Consider the following 26,085-nt stretch of genomic DNA (forward strand, 5'->3'; position numbering starts at 1 on the left):
AAAAAAATCTTTGCAATAAATAAAAGATATGATAAAATTAAATGTGTATTTTTGCTAAGAAGAGATTTATTGTGGTAGGAGATACTTAGTAATGCTATTTATTTCAATTTTAAGCTATGTTACAAGCGTTCTTTGACTAAGGGGGTAATTCTCTTCATCTAGGTCATGAGTAGCTTTAAAAACGCGGTTAAAACGACTTTTATATTTCGGTTAAAAATTTAAATGGACGGTATATTAGCCTTTTTGAAAACCATTTCAGTTGAGCAGATGGCCACCGCGGAACTTCGCTTAAGGTTTATATTATAATAAACTTATTACAGTTCATGTTTTTTTGCTTAACTTGTTATTAAAAAAGTAACAAATTAAACATTTAAGCGCGTTAATAATATTTAGGTAGGTATTATGAAAGGTACATATCCTATATGTTCTATTATTATATATTATTATTTATTATATATATAATATATAAGGTTTTACCTGAAACTGGGCTACACTCAAAAACCCTCTATAATCCTAGCTTTTAAAGCAATTAAGAAGTTTTTGTAACCGTTCACGGAATATTCCCAATTAGGCAGGAATAGCGACTAAATTCTGTAGTTTCTGGACAGGATTCTGATCATTCAAACGTGCAGTCAAAAATATCGAAAGCATTCTTTCAATGAACTTTTCTCCACGTTCTGACCAAGTGAAAAAACTATTTTTACGATAAATGACGTACCGTCTAGCCTGACGTTCTGCAAGGTTATTGGTTGTCTCGATCAGATCAGGATTGCGCACGAATCTCCACATCATATCTTCAGAACGTAGTATATTGGCAGCCATTCTCGAGGCCTGAGTTCCTTTTGCAACCCTTGTTATCTCTCGCAAAAAATGTTTCACCCTTTTTCGAATCTTCCTCATTAACCGGAAAAATCTTAAATTGTCTATCAGGTTTTGTTTACGTGCTCTATCTACCACAAATACCCTGTTGCTCAGCGATTTTAATGCTGCGCCAATTCTGCTCACTTCAACATTTTTACTGTAAAAAAACCTTTCAAAGTCCCTTGCTAAATGGGCCCAGCATATCTGTCTGTTTTCACGATTAAAGTAATTATACGCAGCATACCTATCGCTTATAACTATTCCATCATACTCTGGCAATAGCCCTTTTAATATCTTCTTTCCGCGAGATCCAACTAACTTCATAAGTGTTGCTGTTTTATTCGTTACTACCCAACTCCAACCTTTCTTTCCCTGGTTCCTATGGCTTGTTTCATCTATATGTAAATACTTGCTTTTCCGTAGCTCTTCTCTTATTTTTTCGTATTCAGATATACATTTTTCTGATACTCTACCCTCGGTCTTTGATACCAAACCTAGGCTTATATTCAGATTAAATATGCTGCTCAAAATTTGCTGTACTTCCCTTTTTGAATTGATAAAAAATCCACTAAAACTGCTAATTACTGCTTTTGCATTAGCTCCTAAAAGATCCCTTGTCACACCTTCAGGCAGACTAGCTGAGATCCTTTTCTTACACGCCTTACAGTAGCCTTTTTGTAGCCTATATTCAGTCACTATCGGTTTAATTTTTGGCAATTCAACCTTTTGATGCACAGTTTCTTCTTCTAAAATAACTTGGCTTCCACACATGCAAATTGTATCAATTGAACATTTTACCACCTCATCTGCTACCATCAATTCCCGCTTGTGCGCTTCATGTCCTGGCTGCCCGCCTGGTTTTTTATCGCTCTTCTTTTTTGTCTTTTTGCGATATACATCTTGCGATGGTGGCAGCGATGAATTTTTTGAATTTAAACCCAGCTTATCCTCTAGCTCAATTATTTTTGTCCTTAACTTATCATTCTCTGCTTTCAGAGTACCAACTTCTGACTCCAATACCACAATCTTTTCTTGTAGCACCTCTATCATCAACCCCTCATCTATCTAGTTTATTGTTTTTTATACTAATTATGCAATTTTTGTAAACTACTTTCTTATACCGTGAATGGACAAAGTTGATAAGCCTAAACGCCATCATGTCTTTAGGAGAGTCTGCTAATGAAGGCTCTTAAGTTGACGCCATTGCGTGAACGGTTACAGTTTTTTTGAATTTCAAACTTAAATTACTCTTAACCCTTTAATATAGCCGGGTTTTTTCCTTTTTGGAGATTTCATTTTTCAATCTAAAATGGCTTAAACTGCCAAAAATCTATGTAATCTCGAATCTAAAGCACTTAATTCACAAATAATTATTATGAATAACTTTACTAATATAGCATTTTGTGGCTACTTCTTATAGACGGAAAATCTCTTCCCTGAGTATATTGTAAATGTGTTAAGCTCTATTAAAGTTTAATAGAAAAATCGTAATGAAAAAAATTTTAGAGCAATTCATATTTCGGACTGCATTTCTAGTATATATCGTTTAGAAAAGAAGTCATTTAGTGGAGTATGAAAGCTAATAGAAAGCGGAGTTGTGCAAAATTTTTTAAAAAAGTGAACAGTTTTTATAATTTTGGTGAACATATATAGTAAGGGAACAGTGTAAGTTTAAAGTTAGATGTTTTTATAATAAGGAGTAAAAGTGTTTTGGAAAAATTTCCCTCACTTCCGGAAAGATCGATAAGGGATCCGGTATACTATAGTAAATGGTACAGAAATATAAGCATCTCTTGAGTTATGTTAATAAGTGAACTTAGTTTATGCAGTAAGCAACTGTTATAAATTTTCTAGCATATAGGTATATTTACTTATTAAAGTAAGCTTCAAAATGCAAATCATTTGGCAAACCTACCAAATAACCAGATGAACTTACAAAGAGAAATACAAGAAAATCAATACCTTAAGAGAATTTCAAATGGCAAATAAAATTTCATTTGGCAAAATTGCCAATCGGCTCCAAAGCTGCGTATATGTGGAGGTTTAACCAAAATGTTAAATGGCAAATTTCCTTATATATAATATATATTACATACTATAAATATGTAATATATCAATGTGACAAAATAGAAGCATTATGATTATTTAATAGGAAGTTGACATAGTGAGGAAAATATTGTAGAATTACATTAGAGTATTTTGTCTTAAAAGAAAGAAAACTCTAAGAGCCTTCAATCTTACCTTTACTATAAACCTGAACTGACTTCCTTCACTTATTAATATATTTTCAAGCTTTGCCAAGAGAACCACCTACTACATTTTTTACTTCATGATTAAGAGAACAAGACCGCAACCAATACAGCCTTGCTCAAAAACCTTTCAAACACTTAACTTTAAAAGGAGCTTCAACCTATGGTACAAGATTTTTTAACTGATGTCAAAGAAAAAAATACTTTAAATTATGATTTTAACGACGCTGTCTCACATTTAGAACCATTTGATGTAGAAGAAATAAAAAGACAACTATTATTAAACATCAGATCATGCCTCTCTTATTTATTTCCAAGAGGAACTTTTCATGGTGACAAATTTCAGATAGGTGATGTACAAGGTAATAAAGGCAAAAGCCTCAAAGTTGAATTAGCGTATGGCAAGGTCGGATTATGGATTGATTTTGCAACTGGGGACGGTGGTGACATTATTGATCTTTGGGCAGCTGCACATGGGAAAAACGCTAAAATAGAATTTGTTGAAGTAATTTCTTCGATAAGTGAATGGATAGGATGTAACAAGCGACCTACTAAAGAGCAAAAGAGAATAACTCAATGGGACTATCTCGACCAGGATAATCAGTTGATTGCCAGCAAATATCGTTATGATACTGCTTCAGGAAAAAGTTATCAACCATTTGATGCTAAAAAATCTACCTTTACTGCACCTGAGATCAGGCCTCTGTATAACATTCCAGGCATCACTAAATCTGATAGAGTGATATTGGTAGAAGGGGAAAAATGTGCTGAGCTACTCATAGAACAAGGGATCACTGCAACAACAGCAATGTTTGGAGCAAAAGCACCTATTGAGAAAACTGATTGGACTCCACTTAAAGGTAAACACATTATTATATGGCCAGATAACGATGATCCTGGAAAAGATTATGCTCAAGAAGCCACAAAAAAGCTTTCTGGTTTTGGAGTTGCATCACTTTCTATTCTCAAGATTCCTCAAGATAAGCCAAAATCTTGGGATGCTGCAGATAGTGTGCTAGAAGGAATGAACGTTGAAGAATTTATCCTTAACAACAAAAGCCCTTATTCTTCAAGAAAGTCAAAAAGAATTGATACTACAGTTTGGACCAATATCCCTCCAGAAAGAAAGTGGGTTATTAAGGATTGGCTCCCTGTAGGAAGTGTTACAGCTCTTTATGGTGATGGTGGTGTTGGAAAATCTCTCCTTGCTCAACAATTAATGACAGCCGCTGCTTTTGGTAAACCTTGGCTTGGAATAGATCTGGAAAAAATAAAGACATATGGTGTGTTCTGTGAAGATGATGAAGAAGAACTTTGGCGTCGGCAATGCGCAATAAATGAATTTTATCAATCAGGTATGGAATCTTCTGATTTTCAGGATAATGTTGGCTTATGGTCACGAGCAGGGCACAATAATCAACTTATGGTTTTTAATAACAAAGATACTGGTCAATTAACTACGTACTTTCAAGAGTTACTTGAGGATATTGAATCGTTTCAGCCGAAGCTTGTGATATTAGATACAGCAGCAGACCTATTTGGAGGAAATGAAAACGACCGTTCTCATGTGAGACAATTTATTCAAGGTTGTTGTGGTCGAATAGCTCAAGCAATAAAAGGAGCTGTTTTATTACTTGCCCACCCTTCTGATGCGGGAATAATACGTAAAACTGGCACAGGCGGTTCAACAGCATGGAATAATACAGTAAGGTCTCGTTGGTATTTGACTAGACCAGATAAAGCTAATGCTTCTCCTGATGAGAGAATTTTATCGCGCAAAAAATCTAACTATTCGCAGTGCAATAACGGGCAAATGACACTTTACTGGAAAAATGGGGCATTTGTACATGACAATTCAGTTTTAAATTCAGAACCAATAATCAGAGATCAATATAGTAAAAAGTTGGATTTAGAACGGATGAGAAAACATGAGGTTATCTTGAGTTTAATTCGCAGTAGCGCATATCAAGGTAATATTTATACTGCTGGACAATTTGCAAAGCGTTTTGAAGGAGAAGAGGGTCTTGGCAGTGAGCGCAATATTAGAGAAAGAATAAATAATCTTGCAACTCTTGGACAGATTAAATTCTTTCGTAATGCTGCAGGATATGGGACCAATTCTAAATATGGATTTCTTTGTGTGCAGGATATGGAATTTAAAGTTTCAGTAGGAGATAAAGTAGAGCACAAGTTAATAAAGCCAACACATTACTATCTACAAGCAAATGGTGCGGTCTTGCCTATTAAAGATTTAGATGTTTTGTGGTAATTTTTCAAAAAGTTTCTGAAAATAGCAATTACTTTTTTGTTTACAAACAGCCTATGTTTTCACTTATTCAAATTTTCAGAATGTTCAGAACATTTAAGAGGGGTAAGTGAGTTTTCTAAAAAACTTTCATACAAAATTTTCTTTACAATGAATAAAAATGACGACAAAATCATGCACAAGTTTATTTTATACTAATAGAATTAACAAAAGTACCTTTTATTCAAATTTTAAAGGGCATTACAGACGCTAAAGAGGTACAATCGATTTGTGTGTTTTGGGCAAACTCGCTTTAAAACTTAATTACAGGCTTTTTGGTGAATTAAGCAGTAGTTACCTTATTTCAAACAGAGTGGTCTAAGAGGTTTCATCAATAAAAACCATACTTGAAAGTAGCACACACTCAATTATAACTATGGGGCGTCTCTTTCTAAAATTTTACTTAAGAATTACTACAGATGCTAATTTAACGAATTTTGTCTGTTCGATGGTAGTTATCTTCGTCTAGAAAATCAAAGTGGACTTTACATCTTACTAATTATAAATTAACTTACTACCTAATCAATTCCTGAATTATGTATGAGTAAAATTTTGATAATATTAGCAGCAGGAAAGAGCAGTAGAATGAATTCTGAATATTCAAAAGCGTTGCACCAAGTGGGAAATCTTACTCTTTTAGAACATATAATTTCTAATGCAAAATCGCTGAGTCTAAAAAGCTTATCAATTGTTGTTAACAACTCCCTTCTAAAAGATTTAGAAAGGTTTGATACCCTAAAAAGTATAATCGATCAATACAATATAAAACTAATAATTCAAGAAGATATTACAGGTACTGGCACTGCAGTTAAAATTGCTCTAGAAAATCTGGAGGAGTTATCTGATCAAGACATAGTTTTAGTACAGTATGGAGACACTCCTTTTATATCTAGCGATACAGTTATGAAAATGACTGATTGTTTAAAGTATAATAATTTAGTTCTTCTTGGATTCAATAGTCAAGATGAACAATATGGAAGATTAGTAATTGATAATTACGGAAATGTTCAAAAAATCCTAAAAAATGGAGATAAAATGCTTCTTGCAAACTCTGGAATAATGGCTTCATATGCTAAAGATCTCTTTACCTTAGTAAAAGAAATAAAATTTAATAATTCGACCAATGAATATTGTCTTAATGATATAGTGCCCATTGCAGCAAACAATAACTTGAGTGTAGGTTATGTAGTTTCTGATGAAAGAGAAGCAATGGGAGTAAATAATAAGGAGGATTTGATTAAAGCCGAACACTATTTTCAAGAAAGAAGGCAGCCAACTTTTATTTCATAACTACATTTTTTTATTCATTAATTTAAGTTGACATTTGTTTTATACTGGTTTTATAATACCTTTTAATTCTTACTTGTAAGATAATTGGTACGACAAATTTTCCTAGTTGTAGTAGAGGGTATACATGGGGATATTAATAACAGGTGCTGCAGGTTTGATAGGGTCAACCTTGGTGAAAAAGTTAGAAAACCAAGGCCATGAAGTAATAAGCTGCGATATTAGGTTTCGCGATAATCCACTCAGTTTTTTTTCAGAAGATATAGTACCACTACTTGCTCAGTGTACAGGAATCATTCATCTGGCTGCAATTTCTCGAGTTATACATGGTGAACTTTATCCTACACTGTGTCAAAAAATTAATGTTGATGGTACAATGCGGTTTTTAGGGTTATGTAAGTCACTTCCAAATAAACCATGGTTTATATATGCAAGTAGTAGGGAAGTCTATGGAGAGCAGAAGGAACTGCCAGTTACAGAATCTGCTAGTATCGATCCAATAAATAATTATGCAAAAGGTAAAGCATTTATTGAGGAACAAATAACAAGTTCAAAAGATTTTAATGTAGCAATATTACGCTTTTCAAATGTATACGGTGGTTTACTAGATCATAACAGTAGAGTAATTCCTGCACTCTGTATTAATGCATTAAGAGGTGATCCAATTAAAATAGAAGGTAAAGAATGTGTTTTTGATTTTACCTATTTGGATGATGTTATAGAGGGTATATGCTTAACTGTTAAATATTTACAAAGCGAAAAATCTTCTCTTCCTGCTATTCATCTTACTACTAATAGCCCATGTACTTTAGAAAACTTAGCAAAAACAATATTAAAAGTCACGAAAAGTGATTCTAGAATTGATTTTTATCCTCCAAGAAATTTTGATGTAACTAAGTTCCATGGTGATTTTACTAGAGCTAAAGAGCTACTTGGTTGGTCTCCAAAACATTCATTAGAAGTAGGATTAAGTAAATTTATAAAAAGTCTACAAAACAATACACAAGAATATCCTAACAATATAGATATGGTAATATATGAAAATATTAAAAGTTATTCATGGTTACCCTCCTTATTATAGTGCTGGTTCAGAGGTTTATAGCCAAACTCTTGCTCATGAACTAGCAAATAACAATGAGGTACAAGTATTTACTAGGTATGAAAATAGCTTTTTACCTGATTTTTATTACACTACAGTACTAGATCGTAGTGATTCCAGAATCCTACTGCATTTAATTAATATACCCATAGCTAAATACCGTTACAAATTTATTAATGAAGAAGTAGATATACAATTTAAAAGAGTAATAGATAACTTTCAGCCAGATCTTATACATTTTGGTCATCTTAATCATCTATCAATTACTTTACCAGAAATTGCTTTTAAAGAAAATATACCTACAATTTTTACGCTACATGACTTTTGGTTAATGTGTCCAAGAGGAAGGTTTATTCAACGCAATTCTGAAGATTTGTTACGGCTTTGTGATGGACAAAAGGATCAAAAATGTGCAACCCAATGTTACAAAGGATATTTTACAGGAGATGAAGAATTCCTGAATTCAGACCTAAATTATTGGGAACAATGGGTTGCAACTAGAATGAAGCACACAAGGAAAATAATAGACTATATAGATTACTTTATTTCCCCATCGAAATTCTTGATGGATAAATTTACTCAGGATTTTAATGTTCCGATAAACAAAATTTCTTATCTTGATTATGGTTTTGATCTCAATCGTCTTAAGAATAGAAATAGAATACAAGAAAAAGAGTTTATTTTCGGTTATATTGGTACTCATACTCCCGAGAAAGGTGTTGATCTATTATTGAAAGCTTTTTCTCACTTATCATCTAAAGCAAAACTTAGAATTTGGGGAGTAGCAAGAGAAGAAACTAAAGCTTTAAAGGCGATTTCCGATCAGTTTTCACCTGTTGTTAAAGAAAGAATAGAGTGGATGGGAAGTTACGATAACAAGAATATAGTTACTGACGTATTTAATAAAGTTGATGCAATAGTCGTTCCTTCAATTTGGGGTGAAAATTCACCGTTAGTAATACATGAAGCACAGCAACTTAGAATACCAGTTATAACAGCCGATTATGGTGGTATGGCAGAATATGTAAGAGATGGACTATTATTTAAGCACAGAGATGCAAGTAGTTTATCAGAAAAAATGCAAATCCTATCTACAGATCAGGGGTTATATAGTAAACTTACCCAAAAAGGCTATCCTTATACTGAAAATGGAAATATACCTTCTATAGGTGAGCATACTGAGAAACTTAACAAGATTTACCGTAATGCTATTGAAAAGAAAGGCAAATCAGTAGCTGTTAAACCTGGTCCTTGGAGAATTACTTTTGATACTAATCCAGATTACTGCAATTTTGCTTGTATAATGTGCGAATGTTTTTCACCATACAGCAAAGTTAAAGAAGAAAAGAAAGCTAAAGGAATAAAACCTAAGATACTGTCGATAGAAACTATCAGAAAAGTAATTAAGGAAGCAGCTGGCACACCTTTAAGGGAAATCATTCCTTCTACTATGGGTGAGCCTTTAATGTATAAAAGCTTTGATGAAATAATCAATTTGTGCCATGAGTTCAGCCTTAAGCTTAACCTCACAACCAATGGTTCTTTTCCTATTAAAGGAGCTAGAAAATGGGCTGAACTATTGGTACCAATTTTATCTGATGTTAAGATTTCCTGGAATGGGGCAACTAAAGAAACTCATGAAAGAATCATGAAAGGTTCAAAATGGGAAGTAGTGACAGAAAACTTAAAAACTTTCCTTGAAGTTAGAGATAAATACTTTAGCGATACAGGTGAAAGGTGTACCGTTACTTTACAATTAACATTTTTGGAAAGTAATTTACATGAACTCTATGACATAGTTAAGATGGCCATAAAAAACGGCATAGATAGAGTTAAAGGACATCATCTTTGGGCACATTTTGAGGAAATTAAGGATCTATCTATGAGAAGAGATGAGTTAGCAATTAGTAGATGGAACACGGAGGTGAGAAGGTTATACGAACTTAGAGATAATATGCTATTGCCAAATGGTAAAAAGATAAAATTAGAAAATTTCACAATCCTTTCTCAAGAAGGTATTAAGGATTTGGCTCCAGGTGGTCAATGCCCATTTTTAGGTAAAGAAGCATGGATAAACAATGAAGGAAAGTTTAGTCCTTGCTGTGCTCCAGATGAACTCCGTAAGACATTAGGAAATTTTGGTAATGTTAATGAGGTTAAACTCGAGGAAATATGGCAGAGTAGTGAGTACCTAAGCTTACAAAAGAATTATTTAAATTACAAATTATGCAAAACATGCAACATGAGAAAACCTTTGATCAATTAATCAAAGATAATCTTAAATCTATTAAAATTTCACCGTGTGAGAGTTTTCACGAGTTGCTAGGAAATCCTTTGTATGAAAATAGGTTTATAAAGGTTGGTAAATTTCATGAGCCCGGTCTTGCACCGGTTTATGATCAGACAGGTGCTTATCATATCAATGTAAGAGGAGAAGCAGTTTATCATAATAGATTTCTAAAAACTTTTGGATTCTACTTCAATAGAGCAGCCGTAGAAGATGATACAGGGTGTTACCATATTGATCCATCTGGATGTAGAGTATACAAACAGTCTTATCAATGGATTGGAAATTATCAGGAAGATGCTTGTGTAGTTAGAAGACATGATAAATGTTTTCATATTAATTTAAATGGCAACAGGATTTATCAGGAGGAATATGATTATGTTGGAGATTTTAAGGATGGTATCGCTGTAGTCTATAAGGATGGTAAAGCTACACATATTAATCATCATGGAAAGTTAGTACATAATAAATGGTATAAGAATCTTAATGTTTTTCATAAAGGGTATTCTATTGCAGAAGATCAACATGGTTGGTTTCATATAGATATTAATGGTGATCCTGTTTACCAGCAGAGATTTAAAATGGTAGAAGCATTCTATAATGGGATGGCAAAAGTTGAAACTTTTGAAGGTGTGTTAAGACAAATCGATATTACCGGAAATGTAAAGTTTAGTATTTTTGATTTAGGTAAAGAATCTCAAGTGCATAGGATTTCTGCAGAACTTTCAGCCTTTTGGAAAACTTACCTAACAAGCGTTGCTATTGAACTTGATTTGTTAAATATTTTACCTGCAACTATGCCGGTTTTATCTAAAAAGTTAAACATTATCGTACCAAACCTAGAAAGGCTGTTAAGGGCGTTGTGGGAAATAGGGTTTATTGATTATGATAAGAATAACGACTTGTGGCAACTATCATTAAAAGGTAAGTGTTTTAAGGAAATACCATTTTTGCCAAAAGCAGCAACAATGTGGGCGAGAGTTGCCGCTGAAAAGAATTGGTTAAAGATTGCTGATATACTAAAACAGGAGTCAATCTCTTCATTTGAATCTTTTAAGGAAAGAGAAGCATCAGAAGATAAGAAAATAGCGTTTTACCAAGCATTGCTAGGATATTCTAGGTTTGATACTAAAGAGTTTAATTCTAGGATTAATATAGATGGTGCTAAGAATATATTGCTATTTGGTGTACACTCTTTATTTCTTGCTTATTCTGATATACACAATAAAGGTTCTATAGACCTATATAACGAACATAAAGTGCCAAGACAGTTAGTAGAAAATTTAAAAGTCAAACTTATAACTCAGGAAGAACTATCAGCTACAAATTATGAATTAGGTGTCTTTTGCCGCTTTCTACAGCATTATGATGATGATAAAGTATTGTCTTATTTAAAATTGGTCAAAGGAATATCTCGTATTTTATTGATAGAAACTATTTTAGATTACCGCTCTCCAGCTGGAGGCTCTGTAGATATTAATGTAATGGTTGAAACAGGAGGTAAACTAAGAACATTAAGCGATTGGGAAAAAATACTCAAACAAGTAAAAGGATTCAAAATTTCTTCTGTTGTACCTTTAACAGATTACTTATCAGTCATTGATGTCAGGTGTTAATCATATGGAAATACTACAAAAAAATGGTTTTTTTATTATCAAAAATCTGGTTCCTTTAAAGCTAATAACTCAGTCTTTAAGTGATATAACAAATAAGATATCAGAGCTATCCCAAGAAATAAGTGTTTCAACTTCTGACTACTTAAACTGTACCGGCAGATGGGGCATGTTATCTCAAGTAACTAGAATTATATCTCAAGCATTAGATAAAATTATTAAAAATTACCTTGAAAAGTCACTTCAGTGTCAGATACTGCAGAAAAAATCAAATGTTATATGTAAAACTGCTGATTTAATAGATGCAGTTCCCTTCCACCAAGACATCTCCTATAGTTTCAATGATCCTTACCACTTTTCCGTTTGGTTAGCTTTGAATAATGTAAGTGAAACTTCAGGTGCACTACAAATTATAGAAAACAGTCATAAATGGGAAATACAGCCTTTAGTTGATTTTTGGTACCCATATTTTTTTGATCAGTACTCAAACAACCGAGAAAATTACAAAATTAAGTCACTACCTATTTCAGCAGGAGATGCGATAATTTTTGATTCACGGTTATGGCATGGTAGTGATAAGAATACAGATGCTAAAGATAGATTTGCTTATGTAACAAGGTGGATTATAAAAGATCAAGACCTTCCCTATGTGCCAAAACCTCAGCCTTCAGTTTTTGGTATACTCAATTGTGGTGAGTTAACAGAATCTATACTGAGAGAATGCTTGTCATTGTTTGGCTACCAGGAAAGTATAAAAGCAAAAAACATGGAAGAACTTATCAAGAGCTGGTTAGCCTTTATTACAGATACAACTACAAATATTTCTGAGATCGACACTACTGAGGCTAAGCGAGATTTATATAAGCTACTTATTCTGAATCGAGCATCAGCACTACATGATGCTGGAGACATCTCAGGAAAAATATACAAAAATTTATGGTTTTCACTACTTGTATTTCTCAATAAAAAAGTCAACGTAGTGGAGCTAGCATTGTAAATGAACAGAAGTAGAGTTGATAGCTTCAAATGTGTATTGATGTTCATCTTGAATATAGTATCTAAATTCAAGCTTAATGTACTTATAATGTCTTTAGTTGCTCTGGTGGTAGCTGTTGATTTGTCTTTTAGAAAGTATTTAGTAAAAAATATTCTAGATACAGCTGTAAAATATCAGGAAGGTAATGTAATTGAAAATCTTTTATTACCTGTAAGCGCTTATCTTGGTATGGCATTACTTATCACTACTGCTTTTAGATTCTATGGCTATTTTGTTGACATTCGAATGTTTACCTTAATGCGTCAAAAAATAGCTGATATGTCTTTTTGTAGGCTACTCCAACAAGACCATTCCTATTATCAGAACAATTTATCCGGAAGTTTAGTACATAAGGCCAGTAACTTAATGGATAGTGTGATAGAGTTAATAAGATTGCTTATAGATTGTTTTTTCGGTTACAGCATAGCATTAGTCTTAGCTATTTATACCTTATCATTAGTAAACATAAAATTTGCAATCGCTACATTCACTTGGGTAAGCATTTTTATTTTAGTATCGATTTTCAGCTTTCGTGTACTTACTGAACTAGCTGATAATTACTCTAAACAAAATTCACAAGTAATAGCTAGTATAGCAGATAGTATTTTAAATGTTATATCAGTAAGGCTATTTTCTCAGCAAGCACATGAGAGACACAAATTTTTTCAAATATGCAAGAAAAGAACTATTGCAGAGAGAAAATTACAATGGGCATACTTTTGTCTTTGGTTTATATATGGCTATTCATTTGATATACTCCAAGCAGTAAACTTATACTTTTTAATTTATGACTATCAATTGAACAAAGTTGCAATAGGAGATATTGCTCTTGTACTTGGAATTAATATATCGATTATAGAGTTTCTTAACCATCTAACTAGGAATCTTACGCAATTTTCTACTCATTTCGGCAAAGTTTCAGATGCATTGCCAATCTTGACTACTGTACCAGAAATTCAAGATAAGAAAAATGCTAAAGAATTAAATTTATTAAGTGGAAGAATAACGTTTAATAATGTTTCTTTTTCTTATGAAGGTCAGGAGCCATTATTTCAAGATTTCTCAGTTACCATTAATCCTTGCGAAAAGGTAGGTCTAGTTGGTTATTCTGGAGGTGGTAAATCTACTTTTATAAACTTAATTCTAAGGCTATTTGATGTTAAAAAAGGTAATATACAGATTGATAATCAAATAGTATCAGAAGTTACACAGAGTTCTTTGAGGCAACAAATATCTGTAATACCTCAAGACCCATTGTTATTTCATGATACTATTTTAGCAAACATCATATATGGTAAACTTCAATCTACTATAGAAGAAATAATGAGAGCTGCAAAGCTAGCTGGTATTCACGATTTTATTATGACTCTACCAGATCAATATGGAACTACAGTTGGAGAAAAAGGCATCAAGCTATCTGGAGGAGAAAGACAAAGAATAATAATAGCAAGGGCATTTTTAAAAAACGCTCCAATATTATTTCTTGATGAACCAACTAGTCAGTTAGATTCTATAACAGAAAAAACAATTCAAATGAGTTTATTTAAACTGATGCAAAATAAAACTACGATTACTATAGCACACCGTATTTCTACACTTTTACACATGGACCGAATTCTAGTATTTAACAAAGGAAAAATTGTCCAAGATGGTAAACATGCTGAATTAGTTTCTAAGCAAGGTCTTTACAAGGAACTTTGGAATGCTCAAATTGGTTGTTTGAATGGCAAAAAATAAGATGGAAAAAATTATTGATCTGAGAAGTGACACTACAACTCTGCAGAGCTCCAACGTTATACATGCAATAAGTAATGCAACTGTTGGAGATTTTGCTTATGGTGAAGACAAAAGCTGTAATGACTTATCAGAATATTGCAAACAATTATTCAAAGTAGAAGAAGCATTATTTGTAACCAGCGGTATGCTTGCAAATAGATTAGCCATTGCCAGTCAAACAAGTCCTGGTGATGAACTAATAACTCATTATAATTATCACGTTAATTTTTTCGATAGTGCAGGCAATGCAAAAGTAAATAATATCGTATTTAATTGTATTAGAAATAATAGCGGAATCTTAGATGTTGCTGAAGTAGAATATGCTATTAATTCTAAGCCGAGGTATAAAATTTTTGCTCAGGTCAGTCTTATTTCTATAGAAAATAGTATAAATGGGTTTAATGGTAAAATTTATCCTTTTGAAAAACAAGTCGAGTTATATCACTTTTTAAAAGCTCACAATGTAAATCTTCATTTAGACGGTGCAAGAATATTTAATGCTCATATCGAAACAAATATTGCTTTAGCAGATTATGCTAAATATGTGGATACAATGAGCTTTTCTTTTACTAAAGGACTTGGCGCTCCTTTTGGTTCAATGCTTATGGGTAAAAGAGAGATAATTGAAAGGGCTAAAAAGCTACAGGTTTGGCTAGGTAGTGGTTATCATCAGATAGGGTATTGTGCTAATGCAGCAAAGTATGTACTACAGAACAATATTTCTAGGCTTAAAGAAGACAATAAACTCGCCAAACTGTTTGCAGACAAGATTAAGGAAATTCCACACATAAAACTGGTACTACCTTATCCAGAAACTAATATAGTAAGCTTTAGTATAAAAGCACTAAATGTAACTAATGAGGTTTTCTTGAGTAAGTGCCAAGCTTATGGTTTATTGCTTTTTCCTTGGCTCGAGTCTCATATAAGAGCAGTTACCCATCTTGGCACAAAGGAAACAGACATCATGAAAGCTGCTGAAATTATAAAGGAGGTTGTGTTAAATTTAATATGAGAATAAAAATAGATTTCTTTAGCGATTCAAACACTGACCCTTCAGCTAAAATGAGGGAAGCGATGGCTAAAGCAAAAGTTGGAAACGAAGCCGCATGTGAAGATCCAACTGTGAACGAATTAGTGGCAACCGCATGTAAAATATTAGGTAAACCTGCAGGAATCTTTTTGATTTCAGGAACGATGTCCAATGTAATTGCTTATAAAGTACACATTCAAAGACCTGGTGATTACTTGCTGCTTGATGAAACTTCACATCCGCTCATAGTACAATCTGGCTTGATCGCAGCCCAGGCACATGCCACTCCTTTGCCCATCAAAGGTACGAGAGGAATATTTACTGAAGAACAAATTGTTGAGTTTATTACTCGTCCTAGCTTAAGAAATATTCCGAGAGTTGGGCTTGTTTCTATCGAACAAACGACAAATTTTGGTGGTGGAGCTGTGTGGCCTTTAGAATATATTCAAGAGATCTCAAGTCTCTGCAAAGAGAATGACGTATTCACTCATTTAGATGGAGCAAGACTGTTCAACGCTTGTGCTCATACTAAAATATCTCCAAAGGAGTATGCAAGTTATTTTGATTCGGTATTCATTGATTTTAGTAAAGGATTAGGTGCTCCAATGGGCGCAATATTGCTTGGAAGTGAAGAGTTTATTGAAAAAGCTTGGTACTATAAGTTTCAAATTGGCGGAGGTATGCACCAAGCTGGCATTATTTCAGCTGCATGTTTATATGCTTTACATAATAATATAAATTGTTTAGAGGAAGATCATAAAAAGATGCAGCACCTTATAGAAGGCCTAGACTCCATAGATCAAGTTATAATTGATATCGACCTATACAAAACTAATATAGCGTATTTTTCATTACGTACTAATTGTATATCTACTCAAGAATTAATAAACGTACTAGTTACAAATTATGGAATTAGAATGGCTAACATAAGAGGTAAAATCAGAGCTATAACACATAGAGATATAAGCTATGAAGATATTAATACTACTGTATCTGCTATAAGAAAGATACTAAGTAAGTAATTTTCTGCACTAATTGTTTGCAAACTTCTTGTCAAATAATATTATACCAATATAGTATTATGCTAGCATCTGCATAGAGCTATTTGGGAATAGGTGTGAACTTTGTCTTCTTTCAATATTTACTATTCTTCTGTGGATATATGCTGCTTTATTTATCAAGACAAAGTATACCAATTGCTCTACCACTGTTAATAGATACTGACCATGTAAAATTAAGCTATTTTTTTGCCTGCTTTTCTTTTTTTTATGGAGTATCAAAATTCGTTAATGGAATAATCATGGATTCCAAAAATAATCCATTATTTATGTTTGGGCTATGCAATATTGCAACTGGATTATTAACCATTGGTATAACTTTATCATATAATAATCTAACTTTATTACTGTTAACATTAATATTATTAGCTTGGACACAAGGGTTAGGTTGGCCAGCTATTACCAAGTTTATGGTTACAAACTCTAGCATCTCTTCAATTGCATCATCATGGGGAGTTATGAGTGCATCTCAGCAACTTGGTTCTTGTATTACTTTAATTGTATTACCAAGTATAATCAAAATATATGATGCAAAAAGTGCATTTTTGTACTCTGGTCTCTTATGCTTACTTTTTGGAATTTATATAATATTAAAAGCATATTATAAAGAAAGTGCCAACTTTACTACCTATTATAAGGTGCAGAAATCTCAGATAGGTGTCAAAGTGAAAAGTTCCATATGGTTTCTATGTTGTGCTACTTTTTGTGCTTATATTATAAAAATGGGAATCTTCTTTTGGTTTCCTATAATTTTAAAGGATAAATTACAAATTTCTCTTGTACAATCCTCACTAATAACAGGTGTATATGATTTAGGTGGAATCCTTGGAACTTTAATCACAGGAAGAATTAGTGATATGTACTTTTTTCAAAATAGAAGCTTGCTGGCATTACTTTACATGTTGGGTATAGCACTCACTTTTATTGCAATGAACTTTGGCCAAAACATAATTCTTATGAACCTTGGTGCAATCTTATCAGGATTCTTTATATTTGGAGTTCAAGTACTGACAGGTGTTATAGCTGTAGAAATTGCTCCACAAAATAATGTATGTGCAATTGTAAGCTTAACAGGATTATTTGGGTATATTGCAAGTTCAATATTTTCATGCGTGCTCTTAGGAGTACTTGTTAAGCACTTTGGTAACAGTATTATGTTTTCATTTTTTTCCATTTGCTCTGTTGTTGCACTCGTTTTCTTTTCCATACTATCAAGCAAAGACCTTAAAAAACTAAGTAAAGCGGTGTAGAAAACATTTCTCAACAGTTAAACTTTGTAGATAATTTTTTACCCAGGGAATAAACGTTATAGCCATATCCTAGTAGCAATTCATTATCTAACAAGTTACGAAAGTCAAAGATATTAGGTGTAGCCATAGCATCCTTTAAGATTAAAAAATCTTGATTTTTAAATTCTTTCCACTCCGTTAACAATAACAAGGCTTCCGCGTCCCTTGTAGCCCCTATAGCATTGTCCGCGTACTCTATATCCTTTAGAACTTGCCTAGCATTATCCATCCCCATTGGGTCATATGCAGTAATTTTAGCATTGTTATTCACTAACAATTGTACAATATCTATAGCTGGGCTATTTCTTACATCATCAGTACCAGACTTAAAAGTTAGCCCCCATATTGCTATTTTTTTATTTTGGACTCCATTTAATACATATTCTACCTTTTTAGCAATGTTTGTTATATGATTATAGTTAGATTCCTTAACTGAATTTAAAATTTGTAGCTTAACATTATGGTCTTCAGCAAGCCTTATTAAAGCTGACAAATCTTTAGGAAAACATGATCCTCCAAATCCTGGACCAGCTTTGAGAAATTCCTTACCTATTCTATGGTCCATTCCCATACTGTTAGCTAAAAGGTCAATGTCTGCTCCTAATAGCTCACATAAACCTGCCATCTCATTGATAAAAGCAACCTTTGTTGCTAGAAAAGTATTAGAAGCATATTTAATCATTTCAGCAGTAACTGTATCAGTGACTATTAACGGAATATTCTTATCTATAAATGATCTATATATAACTTCTAGTTTTGCCCTAGCTAGCTTAGTTTTTACTCCTATTATTATCCTATTTGGGTATAAAAAATCTGATACTGCAGAGCCTTGCTTGAGAAACTCTGGATTAACTCCTAAATCAAAGTTATAGCCCTTATTAGATAAATAATTATGTATATTTTCTGCAGTACCAGGAGGAACAGTTGACTTTATCACTATTAAGCAATCTTGATTAACTCTCTCAGAAACTTCACTTACTGCATTATATACATTCTTTAAATTTGCATTTCCTAGGGAGTCTGATGGAGTATCTACAGTTACAAATACTACTTCTGTATTGGGATTTATTTGAGAATACGAATCAAAAAATCTTATCCTTTGTGACTTTATATTATTCTCTAAATAATCTGCTAATTCAGGTTCATATAAGGGAATTTTCCCTGATTTCAAAAGTTCAATCTTCTCAGTATTTATGTCAATGCAATCAACTTTATGGCCCTGCTCCGATAACATTGTACCAGATACTAAGCCTACATACCCTACTCCTATAATAGTTATGTGCATTACCTTAAAAATATAGCTTAGCATCTAAAATAAATACCATTAACAATTATAAACTTTTGTTGTTACATTATTTTTCTTAATTGCCTTACCTTCCGAATAAGCTATAAATAAGGTTGATGGTATTAATATCAAAGTACCATATAAAGCACTTTTATCAGGTAATTCATTAAATATAACGTATGCTACTATTGCAGAAATTATTAGCTCTATGTATCTATACGGTGCAAGTGCAGTGGCATCAGTAAGAGCAAAAGCTTTTAACATGAAGAACAGAATTAGGTTTGAACTTATTCCTAAAATCAGCAGTAATACTAACTCCAACAAGGAAGGCATATGCCAATAAAATAACAAAGGTGGAGTAGAAAAAATAGTTGTCGTTAGAGCTGAATAAAATAACATACTTATTACTGACTCTTTTATTACAAGTTTCTTGTTAAGTATATCCAATATAGCAAAGATCAATGCAGATACAATAAAAATAAGAATTTTAGGATTAAAATCTTCACTATGAGCTTTGGTAGTAATAGCAATACCAACAAAGCCAATAACAGTTACTATCCATCTTTGCCAAATTATATTTTCGTTTAGCAAAGGGATTGCAAGAAGTATAACAAATAATGGTATAGAAAAACTTATAATCGTTGCAGTTACTATGGGGAAAACAGTCAACCCGTAAGTCCATAAGGTCATTCCACAAAACAACAACCCACCCCTGGTTATTTGAGTAGATATTTGACTTGTTTTAAAAGTTTCTATTCCATAGTAAAACATAAAAGGTACAAGGGTAATAGTGGTAAACAGAAAGCGGAAAAAAATTATTTCAAAACTCTGAAGATGTAAACTTAGATATTTTGATATAGTATCATTAGCTGCACTACTAAGTAAGCTAAGTATAAACCAGATAACCCCAAACAAATAAGCTCTCAATCTGTAATCCATAAAGCTTCTGATTTAATAGATACGATGTACTCATATAATTTTACTACAAAACTAATAATATAAAAGTTTTCTGATGTACGTCCCCAGAATGTGATCGTAAGGGTCCATTATAAATAATTCGGGAAATTTCGTCTCTGTAGACATATTAAGAGCTATGTAACGAACGTTTGTATTTGTGAGTAATAGTAAGGCTCAAGGTAAGGAAAATGCTAGTGAGGTAAAGTAGAATAACGTTAATTTGATAATTTAAGCTCATTCCCTCTTGCTACATCTCTCTTTAATATCTCCTCTTTTGCAGCAGGTCTATAATTACTGCTTAAATTTAGGTGCACACTAATTTTTCGATTTATATATTATTCTAATGCTTGTATAATACCTTCATTGAATATTTGATTTTGAGGTAATTAGATGCCAAAAAGTAAAACTAAACGTGGAACGGAAGATTTGAAGGGTAATGCAGGCCCAAGCAAAAGATCTCGTCTCAGTTCTGATCCTAAAAAAAATAAAGAGATTATCTCTAGCAAAGTAATAAGTAAGCTGAAGGATGTTGTTAAAGGTGATAGAACTTCAGCTATTGAGGAATGGGTCAAGTCTCACCCTGTAACAGTAGAGGGTCTAACCGTTGAGCAATCGGACCTCTTATGTAATGCGTTTCGTGATGAATCTTGTTGGTCAGGTGCGACACTAGATGTTGCTAAATTGGTAGGAGAATTAGCTAAATCAGGTGTGTTGAATCCATTTGCTATATATAAAATAGCATGTATTGAGTGTGTAGAGAGTGAAATTAAGCAATTATTTGACAAGGCGTTAGAGTCTTTTAGATCTGACTTATCTCATAAAGGTGCATGTGAGGAAGATAGGAATTTAGCTTGCAGTGATAAGCTTGCAAGAGTTGAATTGTTAAGTTCCATGGGAAGACGTGATCCTGTTTTCAATTTCTGGATTGATCAAGAATCAGGTAACCTTAGAGAAAATATAGAAGCAGAAGATGGATTTAATAAGGCTGTAGATTTCAAGTGGAGTAAGGGAGTGGAACACTTCTATAATCGTCTGTGTTCTGAAGAAAAATTAGTGAAAGAAGAGAGAGAAAAATTGCTAGTTTCTGCTATTGCAAAATTATCTCCATTGCAATCTAGCTATAAACTTGCTTCTACCTTAAATTCCCTTCTAGGTAAAGTCATAAGCGCAAAAGTAGATCATAAGTCACTACTTGGGCTACCGAATAAGAAAGATAGGGGTGTGATCTATCGTCCTCTTAGTTACTTAGTAGAGCACGGTTTTCTTTGCACAACTAAGTATGTTATCCAGTACTTGAGCGAGGGATGTTCAAGATCTGAAGTAGAGAAAATGCTTTCACCTAGAGGATATGCACATCTTCTCTCATCGCTTTCATTTGTTGTAGTTTCTAAAGATTATGACTTGGATAACAGGAATGAAGCAAGGTCAGCTATTAGCAGTCTTTGGGAATCTAGTGTATTTAACCAAAATAAAATAAATGTTGTCGATCCTTTTAAAGATAGGATTGCTTTTGTTGCAATGGAAAATGCAATTTCAAATTTGATTGTAGATCATGAGAACAGCAAGGATACTCAAAGTGCTGGCGATGGTGAAAAAGTTGATTTGGTCTTGAGTATTTTAAAGTTTGCTAAAGATTGTTGTTCAGACAAAAGCTTTAAATCATTAAAAGAGAGGATAGCAAATAGTTTAGATAAAACAAGGAATTCTAAGATGATAGATGCAACTAGCTCCTGCAATTTAATAGAAGAGTTGTGTAAGTCAGCGAGAAATTTGAATTTATTCTCTGCTAGCACTGAAGGTCCTCAATCTACGTTAGTGGGTACTAATGTTAGTATTTCGCCTGCTGCAGTTGTTAACAAATAGGAGTATTTATGCATGGTAATAATGAAGATCGTGAATTAGTTAGGGCTTTATTAAGTGGAGGTTGTGATGAGTTTAGTAGACAATTTGTAGGTTTTTTAAACAACTGTCCATCTTTTTTGCATTCGGCTAATAAGCCTGGCTTTTTTCCTACATTCTTTTTTGGTATGTTTTCTACTGCACATGATGCAGGTATATTAGTTGAAGATGAAAGAGTCTATTTTCGTTTTGACAATTATGGAAATCTAAAAGTTGCTGTTCTCACTAATAAAGAAAATAGAAGAATAGTCAGGTGTTATACTGTTGCTGATAATGAGAACAGCCCTGGGTCAAGGTTTAGTGCAGAAGAGAAGCAGCAGGTAGAAGAGAATCTTCCACAAGAATTACAGGAAGATGAGGATCTGGATTGGGAAGAGTATAAAATATTTCGGTTTGGAGAAGAATGTAGGTTTATTCATGAAATAGATAGATTTCCTCAACGTGATGAACCTGGAGCTCCAATTTTTCATGAAATTAACCCAATCAGAGAACAAGGTGAATTGTTAGACCTGATGAGTGAGTTGGCAAATGACGATACAGGAGAAGTGCGTACTAATGTTAAAAGAATTTTGGAATATGTTATTGATATCCATGATGAACATGAAGATAGCTTAGTGTTTCGTGCAGAGTCTGATTACCACGGTTTTCTGTGTGGGTTTTTAGTAAATTTTAGATACCGAGCTGTGGCTGATTTCTACCCAGAGCTACTTATAGGAAAAGGTTATGCAGATGTTGTTTTGCTTGTTCGTGGTGTTGATCAGACAAATGATTCGGTTCCAATTATAATTGAGTTGAAGGTTGGTGATGAGGAAGGATTAGAGCAAGCTAAAGATTATGCTAAAAGTTGTTCTGTTTCGTCTTTGCCTATTCATACCTCATCACCAAGTGCTGTTTGTGTAGCGTTAAATTTTCAATTACGTGGAAGTGCTGGTCTCCGAACTTCTGTGCAGGCCTTTTCAGAAGGTGGTCTTTCCTTAATACCGGGTTTACTACATCCTCATGGAAATGGAGTTAGGGGAAATGTAAAACGTTTTTTACAACCCATAGCATCAGAGTTCACTCAATCGCCTCATTGTAACACTTTTTCCTGTACGTCATCGTTTGTTTTTGGAAATGTTTTATCTACAAGGAGGGACTTAGAAACAAATGATGGGCGGGAGGTAAGGGTTACCAAGTATCTATTTAACCACTCTCAGGGAGAGAAAATGAAACGTACAGGTGGTAGGGGAGATGCAGCAGATATTGTAAGCCATGCGTTAACTTTAGCTCTATTTTTATCAAATATTGGTTTTTTTGTGCTTCACATTTTTCGTCGTTTAAAGTGGCAGACTTTACCAGACAAGGCATTGAACCTGTCGTTACTGCCTCAAGCCACAGATGATGCTAAGGTGCGTCAAGTACTTTGTGAAGTAGATGTCCAGGGTCATCTGGAAGTGGCTTCTGCAAAGAAATTCGAATCACTACGTGCTTACTCACGTTCTCATAGTGAAGGTTATTTCGAGGGAAGGTTTTCAGAACAAATGGGTAATGTTAGGAATTTACATCAACTTGCAGATCAGTTGATGAGTGCTGAGCCTAATTTTGGTAATGATGGTAATGTTAATGGTGAGTACAGGGCTAGGTATGAAGTTTTATTTAATGAGATTTCTCGTCTGTTGTCTCCGTTATTAAATGGAAACCGTCTACTCGTGAACAATGAAGCTAAATTTCAGGCTTTGTTGCGTGGGATATTTCAAAGTTGCGATAATCCTGCCAAGGTAATTATTGAGTTCCAGCTACAGAGAGGAAGGAAAATAGACCTAGTATTATCAAAATCTGCGGAAAATGATGATACTCATCCAATTGGAATAGAGTTGAAGTATGCTAACACCGCAGAACAAGTTGAACGAAAAAGGGTGGAGGCAAATCGACAATTAAGTGAATACGAATTTTGTGGAGGATGCAAGCGTATTACTGGGGGAGATGCGATGGTTTTGTTATACGCTATATTAAATGCTGTAGGACAAGAGCAGGATCTGATATTGATTGGTGGGCTTCGTAGAGCATCTGGGTTTTCTAGATGACTTGTAACTAATAAAAGTACCAAAGATAAGGTTGTTTATGGGTAAAATTATGCATTAAGCTAGAGTGCGTTTGAGTAAGGTTGGAGAAAAAGCAAGGTCTTTGAGCAAGAAAATTTGATTTATGTTTTCTTAAGTTAAAGTTAACCTGATGAAGTTTGTATAATTTATTGTTGGAGTTTTTTTGTTCTATTTTTACTGTAAGTTCAATCTGCTCTATCTTTGGTCTTTTTTTCTTAGTTTTGCGGCAAGTCTAATATTTTTACTACTTAATGGAATAACTTGCAGAAAGTGGAGATATAATGCTAAGGCAGAGGAGCTCAGACAGTTATCTTAAACAATAAAGAAATACTAAAGGCAAAAGATACGCTTGCGTAGTTCGAAAGCTTTCTATAGGATAAGCCTCACCTGATTTACAAATAGAATTGTTATGTTAGATGTTTGCTATTTATTCTTAAGCTCATTTTAACAGCATTTTGCTTCTTTTAGTATGTAGGGGTTTTCTAGGAATTATCCTACTGAATTCTATGATATTATTTTTTGTAACATTGTTATACATATCATGATAGTGAAGCTATTGTATTTGCTTTCGCCAATCTGCAGATTAAAAGGTAAGGATTACTTAATGTATCGGCGTCTTATGTTCAATTTTTTGCAGTATATAGATACTGTATGTCTTTACAAAACTTCATCTACATCTAGATTTTTATCTAAATAAGCTGAACGCGCTTATAAAGCGTTACAAGACATCAAAAAATGCCAATACTCGACAGAGATAGTAAAAGACTAGCTAACTCGGGGATTCTTTGTCTTTTTTTCTGCTTGGTAAATTTCTTAAACATTTGCAGCGTAAGTTATACCAATTCTCATTGTTGTCCAGTCAAATAGGAAACATTGCAGAGTTGTTTAATTGTGGAGCTGGCAAGAGAAGTAATAAATTTGCACAAAGCACCCTCAAGTAGAGCAATTGTATCGTATATTTTATTGCGCAAAATGTTCTGTTTTATATATAACCAAAGCCTCTCAACAGGATTTAGCTCAGGTGAGTATGGAGGTAGGTATATAATGTCGATATTTTTAGGTACCTTTAAATTTTTTGACCTATGCCAACTAGCACAGTCCATAACGAGAAAAGCCTCTCGTGTTTCTAGATATTGCGAAATTTGCTCAAGAAATATGTTCATGCAATCAGTGTTGACATTTGGTGCAAATAAGCTAGAACTCTCTCCATTTCTAGGATTAACTGCACTATAGAGATAGAAATTTTGCCTACCTAATTTTGTTTTAACCTGTGTTCTAATCCCCTTTTTAAACCACCCATGTCCAACTTTTGAATGTGTGCCAAACCGTGATTCATCAAAGAAAAATAGCTCTTTTTCTGGATACTTGCTAATAGCTCCATTGAGATTTTTTTTTGAATTCCTCTTGTTTGCTTTTATCTTGTCCATTATGAACTGGTCTTGGTGTAATATATGAGAATTTCATCTTTTGCATATGGCGGTGTACTGTAGATTTGCTGATATTTAATCCGAACTTTTCCTGGATTCTTATTCTCATTTCTTTAATGGTGATATTAGGATTTTCTTCTATCCACTCTTCAATTTGCTGTAGTTGAGCCTGATTTAATTTAGTTTTTCTACGACGTTGTGAAGGAGCAAACAGTTTTTCTTCTCTGCCAATTTTCAAGAGTTTTACCCACGAAGTTAGTGCGCTTCTTGAAATGCAATATATTTTTGCTACAGCCGTTATACTGTACTTTTTTGCTGCAATTACAGCATTTAGTTTTTTTGAAACATATGCATTATTCCTTACTTTCTTCAGCATTTCTTTTGCTGATTCTACTACTTTTTCATCCAATAATTTTGATCTTAATGCCATTTAAACCTCGCTATTTTACTTACTTCAGTATGGCTTTTCTTCCATCATTGTCCATCTGTTTGCCCTGTAATGGGAATTGGTATTAGTTGCAATTAAAAGCGGCTGAATCTCGCTTG

At 33.4% G+C, this 26,085-nt stretch carries 16 protein-coding genes; 12 read left to right on the forward strand and 4 right to left on the reverse strand.

What is annotated here, in order from left to right; genetic code table 11:
* Positions 1–567 precede the first annotated feature (567 nt).
* Entirely contained in the window at positions 568–1,911 is a 1,344-nt protein-coding gene (tnpC, locus tag OPR21_RS05620; RefSeq protein WP_265022247.1) for an IS66 family transposase, read from the reverse strand.
* Positions 1,912–3,273: 1,362 nt separating this feature from the next.
* Between tnpC and OPR21_RS05625 the strand changes: the two genes are divergently transcribed.
* The 10 genes from OPR21_RS05625 (at position 3,274) to OPR21_RS05670 (ending at position 17,851) form a co-directional block, all read left to right on the forward strand.
* Positions 3,274–5,379, forward strand: a complete 2,106-nt coding sequence (locus OPR21_RS05625) for an AAA family ATPase (RefSeq protein WP_265029760.1) — start codon at positions 3,274–3,276, stop codon at positions 5,377–5,379.
* Between the two features lie 576 nt (positions 5,380–5,955).
* Positions 5,956–6,705: an NTP transferase domain-containing protein gene (locus tag OPR21_RS05630; RefSeq protein ID WP_265029762.1), complete on the forward strand. Its 750-nt coding sequence runs from the start codon at positions 5,956–5,958 to the stop codon at positions 6,703–6,705.
* A gap of 124 nt (positions 6,706–6,829) precedes the next feature.
* Entirely contained in the window at positions 6,830–7,783 is a 954-nt protein-coding gene (locus tag OPR21_RS05635; RefSeq protein WP_211908264.1) for an NAD-dependent epimerase/dehydratase family protein, read from the forward strand.
* A complete protein-coding gene (locus tag OPR21_RS05640) occupies positions 7,740–10,067 on the forward strand; it encodes a glycosyltransferase (RefSeq protein ID WP_265029673.1) in 2,328 nt (775 codons plus the stop codon). The genes OPR21_RS05635 and OPR21_RS05640 overlap by 44 nt, the downstream gene beginning before the upstream one ends.
* Entirely contained in the window at positions 10,028–11,704 is a 1,677-nt protein-coding gene (locus tag OPR21_RS05645; protein WP_265029672.1) for a WG repeat-containing protein, read from the forward strand. The genes OPR21_RS05640 and OPR21_RS05645 overlap by 40 nt, the downstream gene beginning before the upstream one ends.
* A 4-nt stretch (positions 11,705–11,708) precedes the next feature.
* Positions 11,709–12,698, forward strand: a complete 990-nt coding sequence (locus OPR21_RS05650) for a phytanoyl-CoA dioxygenase family protein (protein WP_320157063.1) — start codon at positions 11,709–11,711, stop codon at positions 12,696–12,698.
* Entirely contained in the window at positions 12,699–14,474 is a 1,776-nt protein-coding gene (locus tag OPR21_RS05655; RefSeq protein ID WP_265029670.1) for an ABC transporter ATP-binding protein, read from the forward strand.
* A 1-nt stretch (position 14,475) separates the two neighbouring features.
* Entirely contained in the window at positions 14,476–15,525 is a 1,050-nt protein-coding gene (locus tag OPR21_RS05660) for a threonine aldolase family protein (RefSeq protein ID WP_265030308.1), read from the forward strand.
* Positions 15,522–16,565, forward strand: coding sequence for a threonine aldolase family protein (locus OPR21_RS05665; RefSeq protein ID WP_265029669.1), 1,044 nt, complete (start codon positions 15,522–15,524; stop codon positions 16,563–16,565). Before OPR21_RS05660 ends, OPR21_RS05665 begins: the two co-directional genes overlap by 4 nt.
* A gap of 140 nt (positions 16,566–16,705) precedes the next feature.
* A complete protein-coding gene (locus tag OPR21_RS05670; protein WP_265029668.1) occupies positions 16,706–17,851 on the forward strand; it encodes an MFS transporter in 1,146 nt (381 codons plus the stop codon).
* Positions 17,852–17,861: 10 nt separating this feature from the next.
* Here the strand turns inward: OPR21_RS05670 and OPR21_RS05675 are convergent, their stop codons facing one another.
* Both OPR21_RS05675 and OPR21_RS05680 read right to left on the reverse strand, forming a co-directional pair.
* Positions 17,862–19,175 carry a UDP-glucose dehydrogenase family protein gene (locus OPR21_RS05675; protein ID WP_265029667.1) on the reverse strand — a complete coding sequence of 438 codons (1,314 nt, stop codon included), beginning with the start codon at positions 19,173–19,175 and terminating at the stop codon, positions 17,862–17,864.
* A 39-nt stretch (positions 19,176–19,214) separates the two neighbouring features.
* A complete protein-coding gene (locus OPR21_RS05680; protein WP_265029763.1) occupies positions 19,215–20,114 on the reverse strand; it encodes a DMT family transporter in 900 nt (299 codons plus the stop codon).
* A 408-nt stretch (positions 20,115–20,522) separates the two neighbouring features.
* On the opposite strand from OPR21_RS05680, the gene OPR21_RS05685 reads away from it, so the two are divergent.
* Positions 20,523–21,995 (forward strand): hypothetical protein, encoded by a 1,473-nt coding sequence (locus OPR21_RS05685; protein WP_265029764.1) that lies wholly within the window; start codon positions 20,523–20,525, stop codon positions 21,993–21,995.
* An 8-nt stretch (positions 21,996–22,003) separates the two neighbouring features.
* Positions 22,004–24,094: a PD-(D/E)XK nuclease domain-containing protein gene (locus tag OPR21_RS05690; protein ID WP_265029766.1), complete on the forward strand. Its 2,091-nt coding sequence runs from the start codon at positions 22,004–22,006 to the stop codon at positions 24,092–24,094.
* A gap of 863 nt (positions 24,095–24,957) precedes the next feature.
* Here the strand turns inward: OPR21_RS05690 and OPR21_RS05695 are convergent.
* Positions 24,958–25,969 (reverse strand): IS630 family transposase gene (locus tag OPR21_RS05695; RefSeq protein ID WP_265029767.1). Its coding sequence is split into 2 segments (ribosomal slippage): positions 24,958–25,506 and positions 25,508–25,969, totalling 1,011 coding nucleotides; the frame shifts between segments, so codons are not numbered across the junction.
* Positions 25,970–26,085: the final 116 nt, after the last annotated feature.

This window comes from Wolbachia endosymbiont (group A) of Philonthus cognatus (assembly GCF_947251755.1).
Lineage (GTDB): Bacteria > Pseudomonadota > Alphaproteobacteria > Rickettsiales > Anaplasmataceae > Wolbachia > Wolbachia pipientis.

Excerpts from the sequence above, each read along its gene's own strand:
- OPR21_RS05685 (WP_265029764.1), top strand. The coding sequence starts at position 20,523 with ATGCCAAAAAGTAAAACTAAACGTGGAACGGAAGATTTGAAGGGTAAT.
- OPR21_RS05630 (WP_265029762.1), top strand. The coding sequence starts at position 5,956 with ATGAGTAAAATTTTGATAATATTAGCAGCAGGAAAGAGCAGTAGAATG.
- OPR21_RS05635 (WP_211908264.1), top strand. The coding sequence starts at position 6,830 with ATGGGGATATTAATAACAGGTGCTGCAGGTTTGATAGGGTCAACCTTG.
- OPR21_RS05690 (WP_265029766.1), top strand. The coding sequence starts at position 22,004 with ATGCATGGTAATAATGAAGATCGTGAATTAGTTAGGGCTTTATTAAGT.
- OPR21_RS05625 (WP_265029760.1), top strand. The coding sequence starts at position 3,274 with ATGGTACAAGATTTTTTAACTGATGTCAAAGAAAAAAATACTTTAAAT.
- OPR21_RS05680 (WP_265029763.1), bottom strand. The coding sequence starts at position 20,114 with ATGGATTACAGATTGAGAGCTTATTTGTTTGGGGTTATCTGGTTTATA.
- OPR21_RS05660 (WP_265030308.1), top strand. The coding sequence starts at position 14,476 with ATGGAAAAAATTATTGATCTGAGAAGTGACACTACAACTCTGCAGAGC.
- OPR21_RS05650 (WP_320157063.1), top strand. The coding sequence starts at position 11,709 with ATGGAAATACTACAAAAAAATGGTTTTTTTATTATCAAAAATCTGGTT.
- OPR21_RS05655 (WP_265029670.1), top strand. The coding sequence starts at position 12,699 with ATGAACAGAAGTAGAGTTGATAGCTTCAAATGTGTATTGATGTTCATC.
- OPR21_RS05665 (WP_265029669.1), top strand. The coding sequence starts at position 15,522 with ATGAGAATAAAAATAGATTTCTTTAGCGATTCAAACACTGACCCTTCA.
- tnpC (WP_265022247.1), bottom strand. The coding sequence starts at position 1,911 with ATGATAGAGGTGCTACAAGAAAAGATTGTGGTATTGGAGTCAGAAGTT.
- OPR21_RS05645 (WP_265029672.1), top strand. The coding sequence starts at position 10,028 with ATGCAAAACATGCAACATGAGAAAACCTTTGATCAATTAATCAAAGAT.
- OPR21_RS05670 (WP_265029668.1), top strand. The coding sequence starts at position 16,706 with ATGCTGCTTTATTTATCAAGACAAAGTATACCAATTGCTCTACCACTG.
- OPR21_RS05675 (WP_265029667.1), bottom strand. The coding sequence starts at position 19,175 with ATGCACATAACTATTATAGGAGTAGGGTATGTAGGCTTAGTATCTGGT.
- OPR21_RS05640 (WP_265029673.1), top strand. The coding sequence starts at position 7,740 with ATGAAAATATTAAAAGTTATTCATGGTTACCCTCCTTATTATAGTGCT.